This window comes from Aminobacter sp. Piv2-1 (assembly GCF_037625995.1).
Taxonomy (GTDB): domain Bacteria; phylum Pseudomonadota; class Alphaproteobacteria; order Rhizobiales; family Rhizobiaceae; genus Aminobacter.
This window is the reverse complement of sequence record NZ_JARKMU010000002.1, coordinates 288,351-307,778: the sequence shown is the minus strand read 5'-3', so window position 1 is coordinate 307,778 and position 19,428 is coordinate 288,351. Positions and strand designations below refer to the sequence as shown.

Sequence of the window (19,428 nt, the reverse complement as noted above, 5' to 3'; positions counted from 1 at the left end):
GAGCGCGGTTCGTTTGACTTCGCCGCAATGTCGGCGCAAGTAGCCGCTACGGCATGTCCCCGGAGATCGACAGCGATTTTCGGATAGGAACATGCACAGGTTCCTGGTGCACCGGCGCCCGAAAACGGGCGGCGGCATGTTGTTTATTTTGTAGAGACTGACGGGTGGGCATCTATCTCCCGATCGCGGAAATGTCGGTCAACGTGTTCGTGCTCCTGGCAATGGGAGCTGCGGTCGGCTTCCTGTCCGGCATGTTCGGGGTCGGCGGCGGCTTCCTCATCACCCCGCTCCTGATCTTCTACAACATTCCGCCTGCCATCGCGGTCGCCACTGGCGCCAACCAGGTCATCGCCTCGTCCTTTTCCGGCGCGCTCGCCCATCTCAAGCGCGGCACGCTCGACTTCAAGCTCGGCACGGTGCTTCTGGTCGGTGGCATCGCCGGCTCCGCCGCCGGCGCCTTCGTCTTTGCGCTGCTGCGCGCCATCGGCCAGCTCGACCTGTTCATCTCCTTGCTCTACGTCGTGTTCCTGGGCACCGTCGGCGGGCTGATGCTGGTCGAGAGCGTCAATGCGCTGCGCCTGACCAAGGGCGGCGTGCCGCCGGCGCTGAAGAAATCGGGCCAGCACAACTGGATCCACCGCCTGCCCTTCAAGATGCGCTTCCGCACCTCGAAGCTGTTCGTCTCGGTCATCCCCGTGCTCGGCATCGGCGCCGGCATCGGCTTCCTCTCCGCCATCATGGGCGTCGGCGGCGGCTTCATCATGGTGCCGGCGCTGATCTACCTGCTCAAGGTGCCCACCAACGTCGTCGTCGGCACCTCGCTGTTCCAGATCGTCGTCGTCTCCGCCTTCACCACGCTGGTGCATTCCTCGACCAACCAGACCGTCGACATCATCCTGGCATTGGTGCTGATGATCGGCGGCGTGGCGGGCGCCCAATACGGCGCCAAGGCCGGCCAGAAGCTGCGCGGCGAACAGCTGCGCGCCCTGCTCGCGCTTCTGGTGCTGGCGGTGGCGCTGCGCCTCGGCTTCGATCTCTTCGTCAAGCCGCAGAACCTCTATTCGCTGACCGCCCCGAGCGGGGGCACGCTGTGAAGGTGGCCGCGGCCGCCGCCGCCCTTGCCACAACGCTCGCCGCCATTCTGACCACCGCCCTTCCGGCACGGGCCCAGGAAATCCCCGCCGAAAACATCCAGATCGGGCTGTCGACCGACCGCGTCGCCATCACCGCCGACTTCGCCGGCGCCGACCTCACCATCTTCGGCGCGCTCGAGAACGCCGACCCCCAGGTCACCCGCCAGGGCCGCTACGACGTCATCGTCGTGCTCGAAGGGCCGGCCCGCCCGGTGGTGGTGCGCCGCAAGGACCGCATCCTCGGCATGTGGATCAACACCCGCTCGGAAACCTTCGTCAACGTGCCGGTGTCCTATTCCATGGCCACCACCCGGCCGCCGCAGGACGTCACCACCCCCAACAGCTACAAGCAGCTGTCGCTCGGCATCCCCAACATCTATCTCGAACCCGAGGACAAGCGCGGCAACCCCGTCACCATCCAGGAGTTCACCGACGCGCTGCGCGAGCGCAAGGAAGGGCTCGGCCTCTACAGCGACAATGTCGGCGGCGTCCAGTTCCTGTCCCAGAACCTGTTCCGCGCCACCCTCCACCTCGCCCCCAACGTGCCCGTCGGCACCCACAAGGCGCGCGCCTTCCTGTTCCGCAACGGCCTGTTCGTCAAGGAAACCTCGACCCAGCTCGCCATCGTCAAGTCGGGCTTCGAGCAGACCATATACCGCTTCGCCAACGACCACGGCTTCGGCTACGGCCTCTTCGCCATCGGCCTTGCCATGTTCACCGGCTGGCTCGGAAGAATCGTCTTCAGGAAGGACTGACGGGCGGGCAGGCAGCTCGCGCCGCCCCTCATCCGCCTGCCGGCATGACGGGGAGAAGGGACAAGCGATCACGTCGACACCCCTTCGCCCCGTTTGCTGGGAGAGGGTAAGGGTGAGGGGCAATTTTCGACAAGCGGACGACTACCCCGGCCGGAGCAACGACCCGGCAATCGCATACACCCGGCTCGTCCCGATCATGTAGGCCGTCGGCGCGCCGGTGCGGAACATGCCCCTGTAGGCGCGGTCGAGCACGTTGAGCGAGCCGGTGAAGGCGCCGAAGGCCGGCATGATCAGCCGCGCGCCGTCGCTGGCAAAGCAGCGCCGCCTGACCGAGCGGCCGCGCTGGACGATCCTGGCGCAGGGATGCAGGTGGCCTGCGATCTCCCCCTCGGCGTGGCCCGCCGACGGTTCGTGGCGGAACACGAGCCCTGCGACAGCCAGTTCCTCGACCGTCTCGCCGGGCAGGTCGGCCGGCGCCTCGGGATCGTGGTTGCCGGCGATCCAGAACCAGTTGCGGCCCTTCATCATCGCCGTCAGGCTGTCGCGGAACGGGTCGGGCAGGCGCTCGGCACCCTCGCCGTCATGGAAGCTGTCGCCGAGGCTGACGACGATGCGCGGCTGGTAGTCCTCGACCACCTCGGCCAGGCGGGCAAGCGTCGCCGCCGTGTCGTAGGGCGGGATCAGCCGGCCGCGGCGGGCATGGGAAGAACCCTTCTCCAGATGCAGGTCGGAGACGACGACCAGGTCGAGTTCGGGGAAATGCACCACGCCGCGCCAGTCGCAGACAGCGCGCACGCCGGCGACCGCGATGGTCTCGCAGCCTGTCCTGGTCAGCTCGCGCGCGGCTATGTTCATGCGCTTCCCATCGCCTCTTCGATCAGGTCCGCCGCCTCCAGCAGCAGGGAGTCGTGCGCCTCGCCATTGACCGGCTCGCGGCCGATCTCGAGCATCACGGGCACCGCCAGCGGCGAGATCTGGTCGAGCATCTTATGAACGATTCGGCCGCGGATGCGCGAGAGCATCTCGGCCAGCCTCCTGACATCGAGCAGCCCGCTCGCGGCATCCGCCCGCGTCGCCTTGAGCAGCATGTGGTCGGGCTCGTGGCTGCGCAAGACGTCGTAAATGAGGTCGGCCGAAACCGTCACCTGCCGGCCGCTCTTTTCCTGCCCGGGGAAGCGCTTCTCGATCAGGCCCGAGATCACGGCGCAGTTGCGGAAGGTGCGCTTCAAGAGCCAGCTGTCGGCCAGCCACGCCTCGAGGTCGTCGCCCAGCATGTCCTCGTCGAACAGCTCGGCCAGCGACGGCTTTTTCGCCTTGAACATGTGGCCGAGATCGCCCAGCGCCCAGACGGCGAGTGAGTAGTCGGTGGCGACGAAGCCGAGCGGGCGGGCGCCCATGCGCTCCAGCCGGCGCGTCAGAAGCATGCCGAGCGTCTGGTGCGCCAGCCGACCCTCGAACGGATAGGCCACCATGTAGAAGCGCTCGCCGCGTGGAAAAGTCTCGACCAGCAGGTCTTCCTTGCGCGGCAGCACCGACTTTGCCTGCTGAATGCGTAGCCAGTCGGCCACCTGCTCGGGCAGCGCCTTCCAGCGCGCGGGATCGGCCAGCATGCCGCGCACCTGGTCGGCGAGATAGGTCGACAGCGGAAACTTGCCGCCGGCATAGGACGGCACCAGCACATTGCCGGCGCCGCCGGTCGAGACATAGCACTCGTTCTCGCGGATGCCCTCGAAACGCAGCACCTTGCCGGCGAACATGAACATGTCGCCGACCGAAAGTGTTTCGACGAAATACTCCTCGATCTTGCCGAGCACGGGTCCGCCCCGCAACGTCAGCGCCGCAGCGGTGCCCGCACCCGCCTTGCCCTTGGCCCTGGTGTAGCGGACGCTGAGCATCGGCGCCTCGATGATCGTGCCGACATTCAGCCTGTATTGCTGGGCGATACGCGGATTGGAGACCCGCCACTTGCCGTCCTTGGTCTTGCGGATGCGGGCATAACGCTCGTAGCTGCGCAGGGCGTAGCCGCCTGTCGCGACGAAGTCGACAACGCGGTCGAAGCTGTCGCGGTCGAGCCCGGCATAGGGGGCCGAGCCCGTCACCTCGGCATAGAGTTCGTCGGCATCGAAAGGCGCGCCGCAGGCGCAACCCAGCACGTGTTGGGCCAGCACGTCGAGCGCGCCGTCGATCAGCGGCGGCGTGTCCTGGGCGCCGAGATAGTTGGCCTCGAGCGCCGCCCGGCACTCCAGCACCTCGAAGCGGTTGGCCGGCACCAGGATCGCCCGGCTCGGCTCGTCCATCCGGTGGTTGGCACGGCCGATGCGCTGGGCCAGCCGGCTCGCCCCCTTGGGCGCGCCGACATGGACGACGAGGTCGACGTCGCCCCAGTCGATGCCGAGGTCGAGCGTCGAGGTGGCGACGACGGCGCGCAAGCTGTTGTCGGCCATCGCCTTCTCGACCTTGCGGCGCTGGCCGACGTCGAGCGAGCCATGATGAAGTGCTATCGGCAGATTGTCGTCGTTGACCCGCCACAGCTCCTGGAACAGCAGCTCCGCCTGGCTGCGGGTGTTGACGAACAGAAGCGTCGTCCTGTGCCGGCGGATCGCGTCATAGACCTCGGGGATGGCATAACGTGCCGAATGGCCCGACCACGGCACGCGCTCCTCTGAATCGAGGATCGTGATCTCCGGCTTCGCCCCGCCCGAGACCGTGATGAGATCGGCCATGGCGTTACCCTCCCTCTTGTGGGGAGGGTCGACGCGCAGCGTCGGGGTGGGGGTGATTTCCGGCGACGCCGGCGAACCCCCAGCGCGCCCTTCGGGCGACGCACATGGGCGAGCCACGGGTCTCGCCCGTCCTTCGGACCCCCACAAGGGAGAGGATGAATTGCCTTGCTTGACCAGCCAGCGCCTCAGCTCGTCCGGCTCGGCGACCGTCGCCGACAGGCCGATCGCCTGCAGGTCCGGCACGAAGGCCCTGAGACGCGCCAGCCCGAGCGACAGCAGGTGCCCGCGCTTGGAGGTCACCAGCGAATGCAGCTCGTCGAGTACGATGTAGCGCAGGCCGTTGAAGAAGCGGGCGGCGTCGGGCGAGGCGATCAGCAGCGCCAGTTGCTCGGGCGTCGTCAGCAGGATGTCGGGCGGCGACAGCTTCTGGCGGGTGCGCTTGTGCTGCGGCGTGTCGCCGGTGCGCGTCTCCATCGTGATCGGCAGGTCCATCTCGTCGACCGGCTTGCCGAGGTTGCGCTCGATATCGACGGCCAGCGCCTTGAGCGGCGAGATGTAGAGCGTGTGCACGCCGCGCTGCGGCTCGCCCGGCCGCTTCTTCGGCCTGACCGCCAGGTCCGTCAGCGCCGGCAGGAACCCGGCCAGCGTCTTGCCCGCGCCCGTGGGGGCGATCAGCAGCACCGAATTGCCCTGCTGGGCGCTGGCCAGCAGGTCGAGCTGGTGCGCACGCGGCGACCAGCCGCGCTCGGCGAACCATCGCACGAATGGCTCCGGCAGCATGGCAGGGCTCGAATTCGGCTCCAGTCGCGCTTGGCTCGTCACGCCCCATGCCTAGCGCGGCGATCGTGCCGCGCCAAGCGAAATCTGGAACAAAAAGGGATCAAGAATATATACAGGGCAACAACTGCAAGGCCGCGTTTCTTCGCACCCCCCTCTGGCCTGCCGGCCATCTCCCCCACAAGGAGGGAGATCACGCCTTCATCGGCGCCGGCCATAATCATCAACGTCGCAAGGGGCTTACCACCTGCCGCAGTCAAAACCTTCGCGACCTCACAGGATGAGCACCGTCGAGGACGCGACTAATCTCCCCCCTTGCGGGGGAGATGGCCGGCAGGCCAGAGAGGGGTGGGAAGGAATGAGGCCTTGTTTCGTTGGCCGCCTGCCTTCAAATGCGACGAGCACGACGATCAAATTTGGATGCCATGACCGACACAGCCTCCCACGAAGCCCGCATCACCGAGCTGGAAAAACTCGTCCGCGAACTTCAGGCGCAGATCGAAGCGCTGAACAAGCAGGCAGGCATCACGCCCAAGCCGGCGGAAAAGCCGCTGCGCTCGCGCGGCATGCTCGGCAGCCCGAGCAGCAGCCGGCAGCGTTAGGCCGGCCGCTCCGTCACCACGATCAGCCCCTCGACCGGCTCGCGGCGATCCTGGCGGATCACGGCACGCTCCAGCGACGCCAGCTTCAAGCCAGCGGCGGCGATCAGCCCGTGCACATAGGCCTCGGAATGCGCATAGCGGCGCGACTCCTGGAGCGCGAAGGCGCCCTCGCCGGAAAACCGCTCGACCGAGAACGCAAAGACGCCACCAGGCGCCAGCATCTTCATGACGCTCGAAAACACGGGATCGAGCGCACCCAGATACATGAACACGTCGGCGGCGGTGACGAGGTCGGTAGCCTCGCCTTCCGGCTGCAAGTCCTGCAGGTCGGCCTTCACCAGCCGGTCATAGACGCCCTTGTCGCGCGCCTTGCGCAGCATCTCGGCCGAGATGTCGTAGCCGTCGAGGCGCTTGGCAACGGGCCTCAGCTTGACGCCCATCAGCCCCGTGCCGCAGCCGAGATCGACGGCGTGCTCGAACCTGTCGCGCCCGGTTGCCCCGATCGCTGCAGCCAGCAACTCCGGCACGCGGTAGTGCAGCGTCTCGACCAGCGAATGGTCGAACTTTTCCGCATACTGGTCGAACAGCATCTCGACAAAGGCGCTGGGTGGGCTGTCGGCTGCGGGTGCGGCACCGATCAGCTGCAGCTTGAGCGCAGCCCCCGGCCGGTCGGCTGGCTCGAGCTTCAGCGACATGCGCCAGGCTTCGGCCGCGGCTTCGGCCTGCCCTGCCGCTTCCTGCATCTCGCCCAGCCGGAACCAGCCCATCGCCCAGCCGGGCGCCAGTTCCAGCGCGCCGAGCATCAGTTCGGCCGCGGCGGCATGGTCGCCGGAGGCGAACAGCATTTCGGCATAATCCGCCCGCCGGTCGGCAAGCAGGTCGTTGGAAGAGAGCTGCAACGGCGTCAAGCGCGGCAATCCATGACAAGGAGGGTGGCGCGCATTACTGCCAAACCGGCCTTCCACGCAAGCGGCAAATGCCTATCTTGGTGTGATGCGGCCCAGCGACCTGCTCCACTCCCGCCCGGAAGGGCTCTACTGCCCGCCAGGCGATTTCTACATCGACCCGGTGCGCGCCGTGGACCGCGCGCTCATCACCCACGGCCATTCCGACCACGCCCGGCCCGGCCACGCCAAGGTGCTGGCGACGCGCGAGACGCTCGACATCATGGCGATCCGCTGTGGGCCTGATTTCGCCGGTGCTACCCAGGCGATGCCGCTCGGCGAAAAACTGAGGATCGACGACGTCACCGTGTCGTTCCACCCGGCCGGCCATGTGCTCGGCTCGGCGCAGATATCGGTCGAGCGCAACGGCATGCGCATCGTCGCCTCGGGCGACTACAAGCGCGCCAGGGATCCCACCTGTGCCGGCTTCGAAGTGGTGCTCTGCGACGTCTTCATCACCGAGGCCACCTTCGCGCTGCCGGTCTTCCGTCATCCCGATGCGTCCGACGAGATCGGCAAGCTGTTGAAATCCATCCGCCAGTTTCCCGAGCGCGCCCACCTCGTCGGCGCCTACGCGCTCGGCAAGGCCCAGCGCGTGATGCGGCTCCTGCGCGACCAGGGCTACGACAAGCCGATCTACATCCACGGCGCGCTGACGCGCCTCAGCGAATATTACCAGAGCCAGGGCGTCGACCTGGGCGACCTCCAGCCGGCGACCGTCGAAGACGGCGACAAGGCCGATTTCACTGGTGCCATCATCGTCGCGCCCTCCTCCACCTTCGCCGACCGCTGGGCCCGCCGCTTCCCCGATCCGCTCGCCGCCTTCGCCTCGGGCTGGATGCGCATCCGCCAGCGCGCCAAGCAGGGCGGCGTCGAGCTGCCGCTCATCATCTCCGACCATTCCGACTGGGATGAGCTGACCGCCACCATCACGGAAACCGGCGCCGGCGAGGTCTGGGTCACCCACGGCCGCGAGGAGGCGCTGGTGCGCTGGTGCGAGCTCAACGGGATAGCGGCGCGCCCGCTGCACCTCGTCGGGTATGAAGACGAGGGGGATTGAGGATGGTTAGCCTCGCGCCCTCTCTCGCGCTCCTGTCCCCGGTTGTGAGAGGCAAGACGGCAGGCCCTGCGGGACAGCGCCCCCCTCTGTCCTGCTGGACATCTCCCCCACGAGGGGGGAGATCAGCCGTCGTCACGGCTTTCGCCAATCGCCAACGTCGCAGAACGAGCGCCGGCGGCCGAGCTGCCAATCTCCCCCCTTGTGGGGGAGATGGCCGGCAGGACAGAGGGGGGTGGGAAGGAACTCAGCCTTCGCGAGGAGCCCTCGCTCCATGAACCGCTTCGCCGAACTCCTCGACCGTCTGGTCCTGACGCCATCGCGCAACGGCAAGCTGAAGCTCATCACCGACTACTTCCGCTCCGTCGAAGACCCCGACCGCGGGCTGGCGCTTGCCGCTCTCACCGGCGATCTCGACATCGCCTCGGTCAAGCCGGCGATGCTGCGCCAGCTCGTCTCCGAGCGCATGGACCCCATTCTCTTCGGCTATTCCTACGACTATGTCGGCGACCTCGCCGAGACGGTGTCGCTGGTCTGGCCGGAACCTGGCGGCAACGCATCGACTGCGGCACCCCCACCCCTTACCCCTGCCCACAATCTCCCCGGTCTGAACACCCAAAAGGGGGAGGGGAATTCTGGGACGGCGACGCCCCCCTCCCCCCTGTGGGGAGGGGTAAGGGGTGGGGGTAGTACGGCCCCGGCACACAAACCCAACCACGACATCACGCTGGCCGAAGTCGTCACCGCCCTGCAGGCGGCCAGCCGATCCGACGGCCCGGCCGTGCTTGCCCGCCTGCTTGACCAGGCCGGCACCTCCGCCCGCTTCGCCATCATCAAGCTCGTCACCGGCGGGTTGCGCATCGGCGTCTCGGCCCGGCTAGCCAAGCAGGCGCTGGCCGATCTCGGTTCCGTCGACGTCGCCGAGATCGAGGAGCTGTGGCACGGGCTGACCCCGCCCTATGCCGGCCTGTTCGCCTGGCTGGAAGGCAAGGCACCGAAGCCCGAGAAGGCCGCCCGCGCGCTGTTCCGGCCGGTCATGCTGTCCAACCCGCTCGGTGACGGCGACCTCGAAAAGCTCGATCCCGCCGACTACGCCGCCGAATGGAAGTGGGACGGCATCCGCGTCCAGGCGGTATCGGAGGGCGGCATACGCCGGCTCTATTCGCGCACCGGCGACGACGTCTCCGGCGCCTTCCCCGACGTGGTGGCGGCGATGGATTTCGACGCGGCCCTCGACGGCGAGCTGCTCGTCGGCGTGCCGCGCGAGGTGACCGGCACCTTCTCCGACCTGCAGCAGCGGCTCAACCGCAAGACCGTCTCGGCCAGGATGCAGGACCGCTACCCCGCCTTCGTGCGCTGCTACGACCTGCTGCAGTTCAGCGGCGAGGATTTGCGCGAGCTGCCCTTCACGACGCGCCGCGCCCGCCTCGAAGCCTTCGTCGCCACGCTCGACCCCGACCGCTTCGACCTGTCGCCGCTGGTCGCCTTCGATGGCTGGACGCAGCTTGAGGAGATGCGCCGCAGCCCGCCCCACCCGATCATCGAGGGCGTCATGCTGAAGCGGCTGGACTCACCCTATCTCGCAGGCCGCCCGAAAGGTCCGTGGTTCAAGTGGAAGCGCGATCCGCACACCGTCGACGCCGTCCTGATGTATGCCCAGCGCGGCCACGGCAAGCGCTCGAGTTTTTACTCCGACTACACATTCGGCGTCTGGTCGGGCAGCGAAGGCGCCGAGGAGCTGGTGCCGGTGGGAAAAGCCTATTTCGGCTTCACCGACGAAGAACTCCGGCAGATCGACAAGTTCGTGCGCGACAACACCATCGAGCGCTTCGGCCCGGTGCGATCGGTGCGCGCCGACAGGTCGAACGGGCTGGTGCTGGAGGTCGCCTTCGAGGGCCTCAACCGCTCGACCCGCCACAAGTCGGGCGTCGCCATGCGCTTCCCGCGCATCTCCAGGCTACGCTGGGACAAGCCGCCGGCGGAAGCCGACCGCATCGAGACGCTGCAGGCGCTGCTCGACTAAAGCATGATCCCGAAAAGTGGCCGCCGGCTTTCAGATAAGACCCTGCTCAACGAGAGCCCGACAGCTACTCGGTCACCGACACCCTGATCTCGTAGATGTCGACGGCCTTGCCCTGCTCCTCGAAGTCGGGGCTGATGGCGATGGTGCCGCCGCGGGCGGGCTGCTTGTCGGGCACATCCATCTCGAACAGGTATTCGCCGCGCTCGTAGCCGACGACATAGCGCTTGCGGCCGCAGTCGCCGAGTTCGCCGAAGTTGCAGTCGATCGCCATCTGCGTCTCCTTGCCGTCCTCGGAACGGGCGACCACGTCGAACACCGCGTGCTTGCCGGCGATCTGCTGCAACACGCCCTGGCCGACGTCGAAGCGGATCGGGGCCGCACCCTTGCCCGAGCGGATCCTGAGGAAGCGACCGGTGTCGTCCTGGGTCATCTCGGCGCTGGCCCCGCTCGGCGCGCTGACGTCGGTCGGATCGGCGGGCGAAAAGACCGAGATCCAGTTGCGGGCCTGATCGTGCTCGCCCTGCCGCGCCGGGCCAGAATTGGCTCCGCCGGGCACGAAATCCTCGCTCTCGAGCTGCCGCGGCGGGTTCGGCACCGACGTGTCGATCTCCTCCGCCGACTTGAACAGCCCGGTCTGCACCGCCCACCAGGCGCCGATGCCGCCCATGGCAAGCAGCGTCACCGCCATGAACATCGCCGCGAATGGGCGCCGCCGTTCGGTACGGCGCGACGCGCGGTCGGCCCGCCTGCGCTCCGCCCTGGTCAGCTTCTCGTCGATGCCGGCGGCCGGCGGCATCGGCCTGTCGGGAATGATGTCGGGCACGACCGGCGTCACCCCGGAGGCCTTTGCGCCGTTCGGGCTCGCGCCGACCGACAGGCTCGGCGCCTTCCTGCCGTTGCCGCCGATCGACACCTCCGGGGCCGTGCGCCCGCCGTTGCCGCCGAGCTTCACTTCCGGCGCCGCTCCCGGCCTTGCTGCGCCCAGGTCGGCGGCGACCGAAGGGCCGGCCGGCTGGAATTCCGATTCGATCTCGGTGATCTTCGCCTGCAGCGCCTTGCGACGGTTGATCGCCGCCTCGACGGTCATTGCGGGGTTCGATTTCAGGGCGCGGTCGAGCGCCGCAAAGGCCGCGCGATAGACCTTTTCGCGAAATTCGCGGTTTTCGGGATCGCCCTTTTCGAAGGCGTTCCGGATCGCCTTTTCGATCGAATCCAACCGATTTTCCTCGCAACCACGCCTGTGTTGCCAGATGGTTAGCGACAGAGGCGGCATCAATCAACGGCATCGCCCGCGTTTTGTCGTCAAACCGGATACAATGCCGTTGATGAGTCCTGAAAACTGGTCCCGCCTTGCGGCATTGCCGCAATGGCACGAATTGGGGTAGATGTGACGTTTACGGAAACGTCAACGGCCGGGAGAGACGCGTGGCATTGCCTGAAATCCTCGAGAACAACCTGCGTATCCCCGTCGTCGGGTCGCCGCTGTTCATCATCTCGCACCCGCCGCTGGTGCTCGCCCAGTGCAAGGCCGGCATCGTCGGCTCCTTCCCCGCGCTCAATGCCCGCCCCGAGGCGCAGCTCGACGAATGGCTGGCCCAGGTCACCGAGGAGCTCGCCGCCCACGACGCCGCCAATCCGGACCGCCCGGCCGCTCCCTTCGCCGTCAACCAGATCGTGCACCGCTCCAACACCCGCCTCGAGCACGATTTGCGCTTGTGCGTGAAGTACAAGGTGCCGATCGTGATCTCGTCGCTGGGCGCGGTCGAGGAGGTCAACCAGGCCGTCCATTCCTATGGCGGCATCGTGCTGCACGACATCATCCACGACCGCCACGCCCGCAAGGCGATCAAGATGGGCGCCGACGGGCTGATCGCGGTCGCGGCCGGTGCCGGCGGCCATGCCGGCACGCTGTCGCCCTTCGCCCTGATCCAGGAAATCCGCCAGTGGTTCGACGGCCCGCTGCTCTTGTCGGGCGCCATCGCCAATGGCGGTGCGATCCTCGCCGCCCAGGCCATGGGCGCCGACCTCGCCTATATCGGCTCGCCCTTCATCGCCACCGAGGAAGCCCGCGCCTCCGACGCCTACAAGCAGATGATCGTCGAGTCCAAGGCAGCCGACATCGTCTACTCCAACCTGTTCACCGGCATCCACGGCAACTATCTCAAGGGCTCGGTGCGCGCTGCCGGCATGGACCCCGACAACCTCGCCGTCTCCGACCCCTCCAAGATGGATTTCGAGGAAGCCGGCAAGTACAAGGCCTGGAAGGACATCTGGGGCTGCGGCCAGGGCATCGGTGCCATAGACAAGGTCGTGCCGGTGGCCGAACTGGTCGACCGGCTTGCCCGCGAATACGCCGAGGCCAGGGCCAGGCTCGCCGCTTGACCATGGCACACAGGGTCCTCGATCGGCAGGCGCGAACTCCCTCCACGCCCCAGGCCTTGACCGTCAGGCCCGCCGGCGCGCGAACCGCGCCCTCTCCCAGGTGCAACACGCCTGCTCGTTGTCCCCGTGCCGGTCGACAAACCTGGCAGGCGGATTGTCGCAACGCCTGTCGAAACCCTGCAAAGGCCGCTTGAAATCGGCGCGCAATGAAGTTATCAGGCAAACACCATCGCGCAGCCTACGCAGTTGCGCTTCCTGGAAGCCGCTTTAGCTCAGTTGGTAGAGCACATCATTCGTAATGATGGGGTCGCGTGTTCGAGTCACGCAAGCGGCACCAGCTTTCTCAAGCAATAACATGATTTGGCGATCGGTACCTCGCGCGCGACCGACGTTGCCAACAACCCACGACGAAGCGGTCACAGGCAGATCGGATGAGAGCCGGAGGATCAATCACCGGCTCCTCTCGGCCACCGATCACAAGAAAACCAGTGAAGCCCTTACCAGATTATCATGACGGGTGCATCGACATGCGCCTTCTCAATGACGACCAGACTGTCATGTATGTGGATGGCAGGAACGGAGCGATGCAATTCCATGTCTGAGAGGTCATTTGCTATTGGAGCATACCAACTGTGCAAGCAGTCGATGATATCCTTCGTTACTTCGATAAAGGTTCCCGGCTTCTTTAAGCCACCCTGCCACTGACCTCCCCAATAGGCTGTGTGGAGGTCCTCGCAGAGGTACATGCCCCCGTTCGACAACAGAGGAAAGAGCGTCCGAAAAGTCGCAATCTGGTGTTCAGCGACATGGCTGCCGTCGTCGATTACGATGTCAAGACCGCCCATCTCCTCGACAACGCGCCGGAGAAAGACAGGGTCTGCCTGGTCCCCCGCCCTGCCGCAGCAATTGATGCCAAGAGTGTTCAGATTTGAAGCTGATTCCGCATCGATGTCGATGCCAAACAGAATTGCTTCAGGTCCGAAATACGACCGCCATATCTGGAACGAGCCACCTTCGGCGATTCCTATTTCAAGGAACCGCAGCGGTTGTTCACGGGTACGGTACGGTGAAAGATATCTGTCATAGACGTCGAGATAGTGATGCCATTTCAAGGAAACCGAGTCGCGCTTCGAAAAGAACAGCTCAGCAAGTTGCGACTTCGAGGCTTGCGCAAGCTGCGCGATTTCCCGCGGATCGGATGTCGTTCGAAAATCAACCATCACTGAGCCAGACCCCTGTACCGTTGAGACATTTCAAGGAAGCCGTTCGAATGTGACAGGGACCAGGGCTTGGATTCCACCGGATGGGTGTTAGGAATTGGATAGCTTGAACGGGAGCGGACGCAGCATGATCGATGCCGACTATAGAGACCGCGTCTCAGGGAAAAACTACGTCCATTTTCTCGAACAGCTTCACAAACACTTGATGCCCAAAACATACTTCGAGATTGGCGTTCAGTTTGGTACTACGCTCGCGCTGGCCGAATGTGCATCCATCGCGGTGGATCCACAATTAAATTGCCAGACTAATGTCATCGGAAAGAAGCCTATCTGCCATTTCTTCCAGCAGTCAAGCGATGAGTTCTTTGCGGCACAAAGACCGTCACAGATATTTGGGCAACCCATTGATCTCGCGTTTCTGGATGGCCTGCATTGGTTCGAATTCCTGTTGCGCGACTTCATCAACACCGAGCGCCACTGCAGCAGGGATTCCACCGTAATCTTGCACGATTGCCTGCCGCCCGGCTTTTATATGACATCGCGTGACATAGCAGACGCCAGCAATCCACTGTCAGCCTTCAGAGGATGGTGGGCCGGGGACGTCTGGAAGATGGTGCCAACACTTCGAAAGTACCGTCCAGACCTGACGATGATCGTCACCGACTGCTCGCCCACTGGCTTGGTAATCATTTCAGGCCTAAACCCCGAAAACAACGTCCTGAAATCTCACTATGAACAGATCATCGGTGAATTCAAACGGATGGACCGCGCGGAATTCGACGCACACTGGGCTGTTGTTGATGTTGTCCCGGCCATCTCCATCGATTTTGGTTCGGACAACGGTGATCTGAACTGGCCACTGGCAACAAGCAAGCAGGCCACAGCGTGATGCGATCGCTGTCACAAATATCAAGACTGTTCAGATCGATCCGATCGGGGGAACGGCAGCAGAGCCTCGAAGGATCGGTCCGTATTTCCCCGCACAGATCCGTGCGCATCTTGGCCAATCTGGGAACTGAGAGGGAGTATCGACTTAGGTCACTCTTTGAGCAAGACGGCTATCAGACACGGGACATCGCGGTCTCGCATCTTTCCAACTGTGTTTTGGACACCAGCACGGGCTTGGTCGTCCGAAATGATGGGAGCCTGGCAGAGGCGGCCCGACATATCGCCAGCTACTTCACCGACACGACGGCAGATGATCTCCCCGGGCGGATTTGGAAGGCGGCCCGAACCGACATCCGCGACGAGATCATCCACGTATTCCACAGGTCGTGCGGTGCCTACGGGCACTTCGTTCTGGATGGTCTCTGCGCGCTTGCCCTCCTGAGTGACCAGGTACGGCGTGAAAGGCTGAAAATCTTGATCCCGGAATTCTTGCCGCGATGGGCCGTGATGGCCTTGGCGGATATCGGGTTCGATGAAAGTTGGATAGTTCGCGCCCAAGGCACGGTACGACTCCGCCATCTGGCGCTCCCAAGTACGGTCACCGGAACCAACTGCTTCTTGCCCAGTCCGACAGCAATTCGGAGACTGAGGGAATTGGTCAACGCACCATCAAAGGCTAGCGGCGCACGTCGCATCTACCTTTCACGCGAGGGCGCATACTCACCTCGGACTGCCAAGAACGAGGCAGATGTCGTTGCTGTGTTCTCGGATGAAGGGTTCGAAATTGTCGACCCGGCAAGCCTCAGATTTCACGAGCAGATCAACCTGTTTGCGAGTGCCCAAGTAGTCGCCGGCAACCACGGGTCGGCTTTCGCCAACATGGTGTTTGCACCGCCAGGCGCCCAGATCATTGACTTGATGCCGGAGCACTGGGTCGGCTACTGGGGTGACAGTGGGACGCCGGAGCGATGGCTGCTCAACCTGACGGCGGCATGCGATCACAGCTACTGCCTGATCCTGAGCCCCTCCTCGATGGAGGGGGAGCCATACTTGCCCAATGTGTCGACGACCTTGGCGAAGATCGAGGCAGAGACGGATTTGGATGCCGTTCGCCAGGCAATTGCCAGTTTGGCCTAGTTGAAAAGCCGACGAAGCTTCCCCTTGAGGCCCGGTCGGCGAAGGGCCTGGGCGTAACGGTAAAGCTCCATGTCCAGGTCCGTCATCTCATGCAAAAGATCCATCGTCGAGAGGGGCAGGCTGTCGGGACCGGGCCGGTTCGCGCTGGCGTTTGCACGTGTCATTTGCACCCTCTCGGCCCCTAGCGCCCTGAAAATCGTCGCGGCATCTTCGTCAAATTGCTCGACGAGGCCGACAAAGTTGAATCTACTGAGATGACGTTTGGCCATTGCCAGCATGTCGGCACCATCGAACTCATCAAGAACGCGCGCCGACTTGCCGGCGAACTCTGCGCCCCGACCATATGCGAGTTGCCAAGTCTGGTGATTCCAGAACATCTCCCTGTAGATCGGCTCAGGACGATGAGCGAGCCGAAGAAACGCCTCCAACCCCTCCTCTCGAGCAACGTCGTAAAATGGAGACTCTCCGGCCGGGCGGCCGGCGCTGAAGGAATAGAGAGACAGTATCCGCTCGATCGGGTCGCGTAAGAACGTGAAGCTATACCGACCTGACATCAACGGCTCGGCGAATTCGTACCCGAAATGACCAGAAACGAAGTCGATTCTTTGGCATCCACTCACGCCTAGTTCTTCATAGCCGGCATGACTGGTTACATTCACGGCCCCATAGAGGTCACGAGCGATCTGCTGGATCGAAGTGCCAGCCGTTTTTTGGGTGTGCAGGAAGAGCGCTCGCCGCAAGATCCTTGCTCCGATCCATGATAAGCCCCCGCCTGCTCCCTAGCAAAGGCAAGAGGCATCCACCACGTACGGACGCGAGCATCACACGCCGGAATCAACCTTCGCTTGAGACCTATGCGGCCGCTTTCGGTCCGGCCAGGCCTGCATCAAACTCCAACCTGCCAGAAGAACCTCTATTTCTTCAAGAGCTGGCGGCCGCTGGCCTCCCAGGCGATCATGCCGCCGGTCAGATCGCTCACCTGCGTGTAGCCGAGTTCGGCCAGGCGTTTCGCAGCCACCGCGCTCATGCGGCCGCTTCGGCAATAGAGCACGACCTTGGCGTTCTTGTCCTTCGGCAGTTTGTCGAGATTCTCGTCCATCTTGTCGAAAGGTATGAATGAGTCCGTGCCCTCGATCTCGCCTTCATAGGGGATGTGGACGTTGACGAAGGCGAAGTCCTTCCGCTTCAGCATGCTGGCAAGCTCGTCGCTGGAGATCATGACGACCTCTCCCGTGGAATCCCCGGCCGCCAGGCTCGGCCTCCAGCCGCTGAACGCGACGAGCATGGGCGCCATCAGTGTCGTCAGCAGCACCTTGCGTCTTGTTGTCGGCATTCGAGCTTCCTTTCCTTCGGTCTGACCACAGAACACAACCGCGAGCGTCGCGATTCTCGAGGCGACCCGCCTCGGTGGCATGCCGCCTTTCTCAGGCTCGATTCTCGGCGGTTGTCGGCACTGTGGCCGATCCGGTAGCGCCGGACAAACCGATCGTGTTCACGATTGATTGAAAGGCGGCCGGGCCAGTGCAAAAACCCCGCCGCCTTTCCGGCAGCGGGGCATGATCGATCGTGGTGCGAGGCGCCGAGGTGCGTTGCCGCATCCCGGCGGAGGTAGTCTTAGGGCACCACAAAAAGCGACGGCGTGACGAGATTCGGACGATAGGTATCCATCGTCGCGCCGTTGCGATCCTCGTCGAGCAGGGTGCCGCTTCCGAAGCTGGCGCGCAGCCCCACCATCAGCTTGTGCGACTGGAAGCTCTCGTCGGCGCCGTTGATCGACAAATCCTCGAACTGATAGCGGCCGAAGACCGACCAGGGCGTTTCTGCGAAGCGATAGGTCGCCTGCAGCGCCAGGGCGATCGTGTCGAAGTCGATGTCGACCTCGTCGATGGTCACGCGGTGGAAGCCGAGTTCGGCATCGAAGCGCAGGTTGTCCTGCGCGAAATAGCGCACCACGCCGCGGATGCCCATCAGGTTGAAGTCGACCGGGGCGCCCTCCAGTTCCATGCTGCCATAATAAGCCTGGCCGTAGAGAGTCACCCGGTCGAAATAGACCTGGGCCTCGGGGCCGACCCGCCAGTCCCAAATATCGGGGAAGAAGTCGGAGCCGGGACCCGAGGCTCCATAGGTCTTGACCTCGGCAAATCCGCCGACCGCATATGATGCCGGGTCGCGCCAATTGAGGTGAACGACGCCGCCGATGCTGCGCAGCGAGTTGTCTTCCGCGCCGATCGCGTCAACCGTCAGGTCGCCCTGGACGTTCCAGCGCTCGGCGAACGGCAGGTTGACGCGCGCGGCACCGCCGGCAGCCCAGATATCTTCGTCGCCGCCCGGGTCGGTCCACAGCCCGCCGCCGTAGATTTCGCCGTAGCCGGAAATCTGCCGGGCCGCCTGGCCCTCGATCGGCGCGGTCGGATCGGCAGCAAAGGCCGAAGTGGCAAGCGCCGCCAGTACGACGGTAGAAAGTAGCAATTTCATGTAGCCCCCAAAGAATCCCCTAATGGTAGGCTTTCATAGCGCCAATCTTCGAATACGCTAACCTTGCCCAGGCGGCAGGAAACGTTGCCCTGCGTCTTCGTGCCTTACTGTTGCCGTAGCGTCACACTCGGACGGCCCGCAGGTCCGACGCCGCCGATGAGCCCCCCCACCAATCGGCTTTGCCTGCCTCTCCGCCCGGCTGTATGAACGTCCCGCACGGGAGCGAATGGAACACATGAGCGCACGGGATCTTGGCATAGTGGTGGGCACCCTGCCCATCGGCGCGAACAACGCCATCACCGACGTACCGGGCGTGATGGTCGGGCACCACACGCTGCGTGACGGCGACATCAACACCGGCGTCACCGCCGTGGTGCCGCATGGCGGCAATCTCTATCGCCAGAAGGTGCTTGCCGCCTCGGACGTCATCAACGGCTTCGGCAAGAGCGTCGGCCTGATGCAGGTCGAGGAACTCGGCAGCATCGAGACGCCGATCCTGCTCACCAACACCTTCGGCATAGGCACCTGCGCCAACGCTCTGATCCGGCAGGCGATTGCGGCCAATCCCGACATCGGCCGTAAGACGGCGACCGTCAATCCGGTCGTCCTTGAATGCAACGACGGGCCGCTCTCGGACATCCAGGCGCTCGCCGTCACCGAGGAGCATGTTAGGCTCGCCCTTGCCGACGCCAAGGGCGGCGAAGTCCGGCAGGGCAATGTCGGCGCCGGCTCCGGCATGAGCTGCTTCGGCTTCAAAGGCGGCATTGGCACCGCCTCGCGCCGGCTCCGGCTCGGCGGCCGCGAGCATCACCTCGGGGTGCTGGTGCTGTCCAATTTCGGCCGCGCCGGCGATCTCGTCCTGCCCGACGGACGGCACCCCTCGCCGCGCGCCAAGGCCGACGCCGAGAAGGGATCGGTCATCGCCGTCCTCGCCACCGACGTGCCGATGGAGGGCCGCCAATTGAGGCGCGTGACGCGCCGGTGCGGCGCGGGGCTGGCGCGGCTGGGCGCATTCTGGGGGCACGGCAGCGGCGACATCGCCCTGGGCTTCAGCACCGCCGTCAGCATCGACCACGACGAGACGGCAGATTTCGTCACCCTCAAGGCGCTCAACGAGAACCGCATCGACGAATTGTTCCGTGCCGCCGCCGAAGCCACGCAGGAAGCGGTGCTCAATTCCATGTGCGCGGCCGAAGCCATGCGCAGCCGCGGCACTTTCCGCCCCTCACTGGCCGACTGGCTGCGCGGATCCGGCGCCGGGCCGGATGGACCTTGAGAGCCGGCCCAGGCGGATTTGCTGTCGACAACCGCC

General features: G+C 64.7%; 17 protein-coding genes and 1 tRNA gene. 10 read left to right on the top strand and 8 right to left on the bottom strand.

What is annotated here, in order from left to right; all coding sequences use genetic code 11:
• Positions 1-164 precede the first annotated feature (164 nt).
• Both AmiPiv_RS05340 and AmiPiv_RS05335 read left to right on the top strand, forming a co-directional pair.
• Complete coding sequence (locus tag AmiPiv_RS05340) at positions 165-1,094, top strand: sulfite exporter TauE/SafE family protein (protein ID WP_340036281.1); 930 nt, start codon at positions 165-167, stop codon at positions 1,092-1,094.
• Positions 1,091-1,888, top strand: a complete 798-nt coding sequence (locus AmiPiv_RS05335; protein WP_445206898.1) for a TIGR02186 family protein — start codon at positions 1,091-1,093, stop codon at positions 1,886-1,888. Before AmiPiv_RS05340 ends, AmiPiv_RS05335 begins: the two co-directional genes overlap by 4 nt.
• A gap of 141 nt (positions 1,889-2,029) precedes the next feature.
• Here the strand turns inward: AmiPiv_RS05335 and pdeM are convergent, their stop codons facing one another.
• Together pdeM and AmiPiv_RS05325 are read right to left on the bottom strand one after the other, a co-directional pair.
• Complete coding sequence (gene pdeM / locus AmiPiv_RS05330) at positions 2,030-2,743, bottom strand: ligase-associated DNA damage response endonuclease PdeM (RefSeq protein ID WP_340036280.1); 714 nt, start codon at positions 2,741-2,743, stop codon at positions 2,030-2,032.
• Positions 2,740-5,391, bottom strand: coding sequence for a ligase-associated DNA damage response DEXH box helicase (locus tag AmiPiv_RS05325; protein ID WP_340036279.1), 2,652 nt, complete (start codon positions 5,389-5,391; stop codon positions 2,740-2,742). The genes pdeM and AmiPiv_RS05325 overlap by 4 nt, the downstream gene beginning before the upstream one ends.
• A 422-nt stretch (positions 5,392-5,813) precedes the next feature.
• On the opposite strand from AmiPiv_RS05325, the gene AmiPiv_RS05320 reads away from it, so the two are divergent.
• Positions 5,814-5,990: a hypothetical protein gene (locus AmiPiv_RS05320; RefSeq protein WP_340036278.1), complete on the top strand. Its 177-nt coding sequence runs from the start codon at positions 5,814-5,816 to the stop codon at positions 5,988-5,990.
• Here the strand turns inward: AmiPiv_RS05320 and AmiPiv_RS05315 are convergent.
• The gene (locus tag AmiPiv_RS05315; protein WP_340036277.1) at positions 5,987-6,898 is read right to left on the bottom strand and encodes a methyltransferase domain-containing protein; all 912 of its coding nucleotides are present in this window, start codon (positions 6,896-6,898) and stop codon (positions 5,987-5,989) included. The two genes, AmiPiv_RS05320 and AmiPiv_RS05315, sit on opposite strands and share 4 nt — an antisense overlap.
• Positions 6,899-6,983: 85 nt before the next feature.
• Here AmiPiv_RS05315 and AmiPiv_RS05310 point away from each other — a divergent pair, with 85 nt between their 5' ends.
• Together AmiPiv_RS05310 and AmiPiv_RS05305 are read left to right on the top strand one after the other, a co-directional pair.
• Positions 6,984-7,994 carry a ligase-associated DNA damage response exonuclease gene (locus AmiPiv_RS05310; RefSeq protein ID WP_340036276.1) on the top strand — a complete coding sequence of 337 codons (1,011 nt, stop codon included), beginning with the start codon at positions 6,984-6,986 and terminating at the stop codon, positions 7,992-7,994.
• Positions 7,995-8,265: 271 nt separating this feature from the next.
• Positions 8,266-10,014, top strand: coding sequence for a cisplatin damage response ATP-dependent DNA ligase (locus AmiPiv_RS05305; protein ID WP_340036275.1), 1,749 nt, complete (start codon positions 8,266-8,268; stop codon positions 10,012-10,014).
• A 64-nt stretch (positions 10,015-10,078) separates the two neighbouring features.
• Here AmiPiv_RS05305 and AmiPiv_RS05300 read toward each other — a convergent pair whose 3' ends face one another.
• Entirely contained in the window at positions 10,079-11,230 is a 1,152-nt protein-coding gene (locus AmiPiv_RS05300; RefSeq protein WP_340036274.1) for a hypothetical protein, read from the bottom strand.
• A 209-nt stretch (positions 11,231-11,439) separates the two neighbouring features.
• Between AmiPiv_RS05300 and AmiPiv_RS05295 the strand changes: the two genes are divergently transcribed.
• Positions 11,440-12,396 (top strand): NAD(P)H-dependent flavin oxidoreductase, encoded by a 957-nt coding sequence (locus AmiPiv_RS05295; protein ID WP_340036273.1) that lies wholly within the window; start codon positions 11,440-11,442, stop codon positions 12,394-12,396.
• A 261-nt stretch (positions 12,397-12,657) separates the two neighbouring features.
• Positions 12,658-12,733 (top strand) — tRNA-Thr (locus AmiPiv_RS05290).
• A 160-nt stretch (positions 12,734-12,893) separates the two neighbouring features.
• Here the strand turns inward: AmiPiv_RS05290 and AmiPiv_RS05285 are convergent.
• Complete coding sequence (locus tag AmiPiv_RS05285; protein WP_340036475.1) at positions 12,894-13,616, bottom strand: class I SAM-dependent methyltransferase; 723 nt, start codon at positions 13,614-13,616, stop codon at positions 12,894-12,896.
• A gap of 127 nt (positions 13,617-13,743) precedes the next feature.
• Here AmiPiv_RS05285 and AmiPiv_RS05280 point away from each other — a divergent pair, with 127 nt between their 5' ends.
• Complete coding sequence (locus AmiPiv_RS05280) at positions 13,744-14,505, top strand: class I SAM-dependent methyltransferase (protein ID WP_340036272.1); 762 nt, start codon at positions 13,744-13,746, stop codon at positions 14,503-14,505.
• Positions 14,505-15,641 carry a glycosyltransferase family 61 protein gene (locus tag AmiPiv_RS05275; protein ID WP_340036474.1) on the top strand — a complete coding sequence of 379 codons (1,137 nt, stop codon included), beginning with the start codon at positions 14,505-14,507 and terminating at the stop codon, positions 15,639-15,641. The genes AmiPiv_RS05280 and AmiPiv_RS05275 overlap by 1 nt, the downstream gene beginning before the upstream one ends.
• Here AmiPiv_RS05275 and AmiPiv_RS05270 read toward each other — a convergent pair.
• From AmiPiv_RS05270 to AmiPiv_RS05260, 3 genes are all read right to left on the bottom strand, one after another.
• Positions 15,638-16,381 (bottom strand): sulfotransferase family 2 domain-containing protein, encoded by a 744-nt coding sequence (locus AmiPiv_RS05270; RefSeq protein WP_340036271.1) that lies wholly within the window; start codon positions 16,379-16,381, stop codon positions 15,638-15,640. The two genes, AmiPiv_RS05275 and AmiPiv_RS05270, sit on opposite strands and share 4 nt — an antisense overlap.
• Before the next feature lie 173 nt (positions 16,382-16,554).
• Positions 16,555-16,974 (bottom strand): rhodanese-like domain-containing protein, encoded by a 420-nt coding sequence (locus AmiPiv_RS05265; RefSeq protein ID WP_340036270.1) that lies wholly within the window; start codon positions 16,972-16,974, stop codon positions 16,555-16,557.
• A 281-nt stretch (positions 16,975-17,255) separates the two neighbouring features.
• Positions 17,256-18,116: a hypothetical protein gene (locus tag AmiPiv_RS05260; RefSeq protein WP_340036269.1), complete on the bottom strand. Its 861-nt coding sequence runs from the start codon at positions 18,114-18,116 to the stop codon at positions 17,256-17,258.
• Between the two features lie 235 nt (positions 18,117-18,351).
• Here AmiPiv_RS05260 and AmiPiv_RS05255 point away from each other — a divergent pair, with 235 nt between their 5' ends.
• Positions 18,352-19,392, top strand: coding sequence for a DmpA family aminopeptidase (locus AmiPiv_RS05255; RefSeq protein ID WP_340036268.1), 1,041 nt, complete (start codon positions 18,352-18,354; stop codon positions 19,390-19,392).
• Positions 19,393-19,428 lie beyond the last annotated feature (36 nt).

Coding starts and splice junctions, on each gene's coding strand:
- AmiPiv_RS05260 (WP_340036269.1), bottom strand. CDS start 18,116: ATGAAATTGCTACTTTCTACCGTCGTACTGGCGGCGCTTGCCACTTCG.
- AmiPiv_RS05305 (WP_340036275.1), top strand. CDS start 8,266: ATGAACCGCTTCGCCGAACTCCTCGACCGTCTGGTCCTGACGCCATCG.
- AmiPiv_RS05310 (WP_340036276.1), top strand. CDS start 6,984: ATGCGGCCCAGCGACCTGCTCCACTCCCGCCCGGAAGGGCTCTACTGC.
- AmiPiv_RS05265 (WP_340036270.1), bottom strand. CDS start 16,974: ATGCCGACAACAAGACGCAAGGTGCTGCTGACGACACTGATGGCGCCC.
- AmiPiv_RS05280 (WP_340036272.1), top strand. CDS start 13,744: ATGATCGATGCCGACTATAGAGACCGCGTCTCAGGGAAAAACTACGTC.
- AmiPiv_RS05325 (WP_340036279.1), bottom strand. CDS start 5,391: ATGCTGCCGGAGCCATTCGTGCGATGGTTCGCCGAGCGCGGCTGGTCG.
- AmiPiv_RS05255 (WP_340036268.1), top strand. CDS start 18,352: ATGAGCGCACGGGATCTTGGCATAGTGGTGGGCACCCTGCCCATCGGC.
- pdeM (WP_340036280.1), bottom strand. CDS start 2,743: ATGAACATAGCCGCGCGCGAGCTGACCAGGACAGGCTGCGAGACCATC.
- AmiPiv_RS05285 (WP_340036475.1), bottom strand. CDS start 13,616: ATGGTTGATTTTCGAACGACATCCGATCCGCGGGAAATCGCGCAGCTT.
- AmiPiv_RS05275 (WP_340036474.1), top strand. CDS start 14,505: ATGCGATCGCTGTCACAAATATCAAGACTGTTCAGATCGATCCGATCG.
- AmiPiv_RS05320 (WP_340036278.1), top strand. CDS start 5,814: ATGACCGACACAGCCTCCCACGAAGCCCGCATCACCGAGCTGGAAAAA.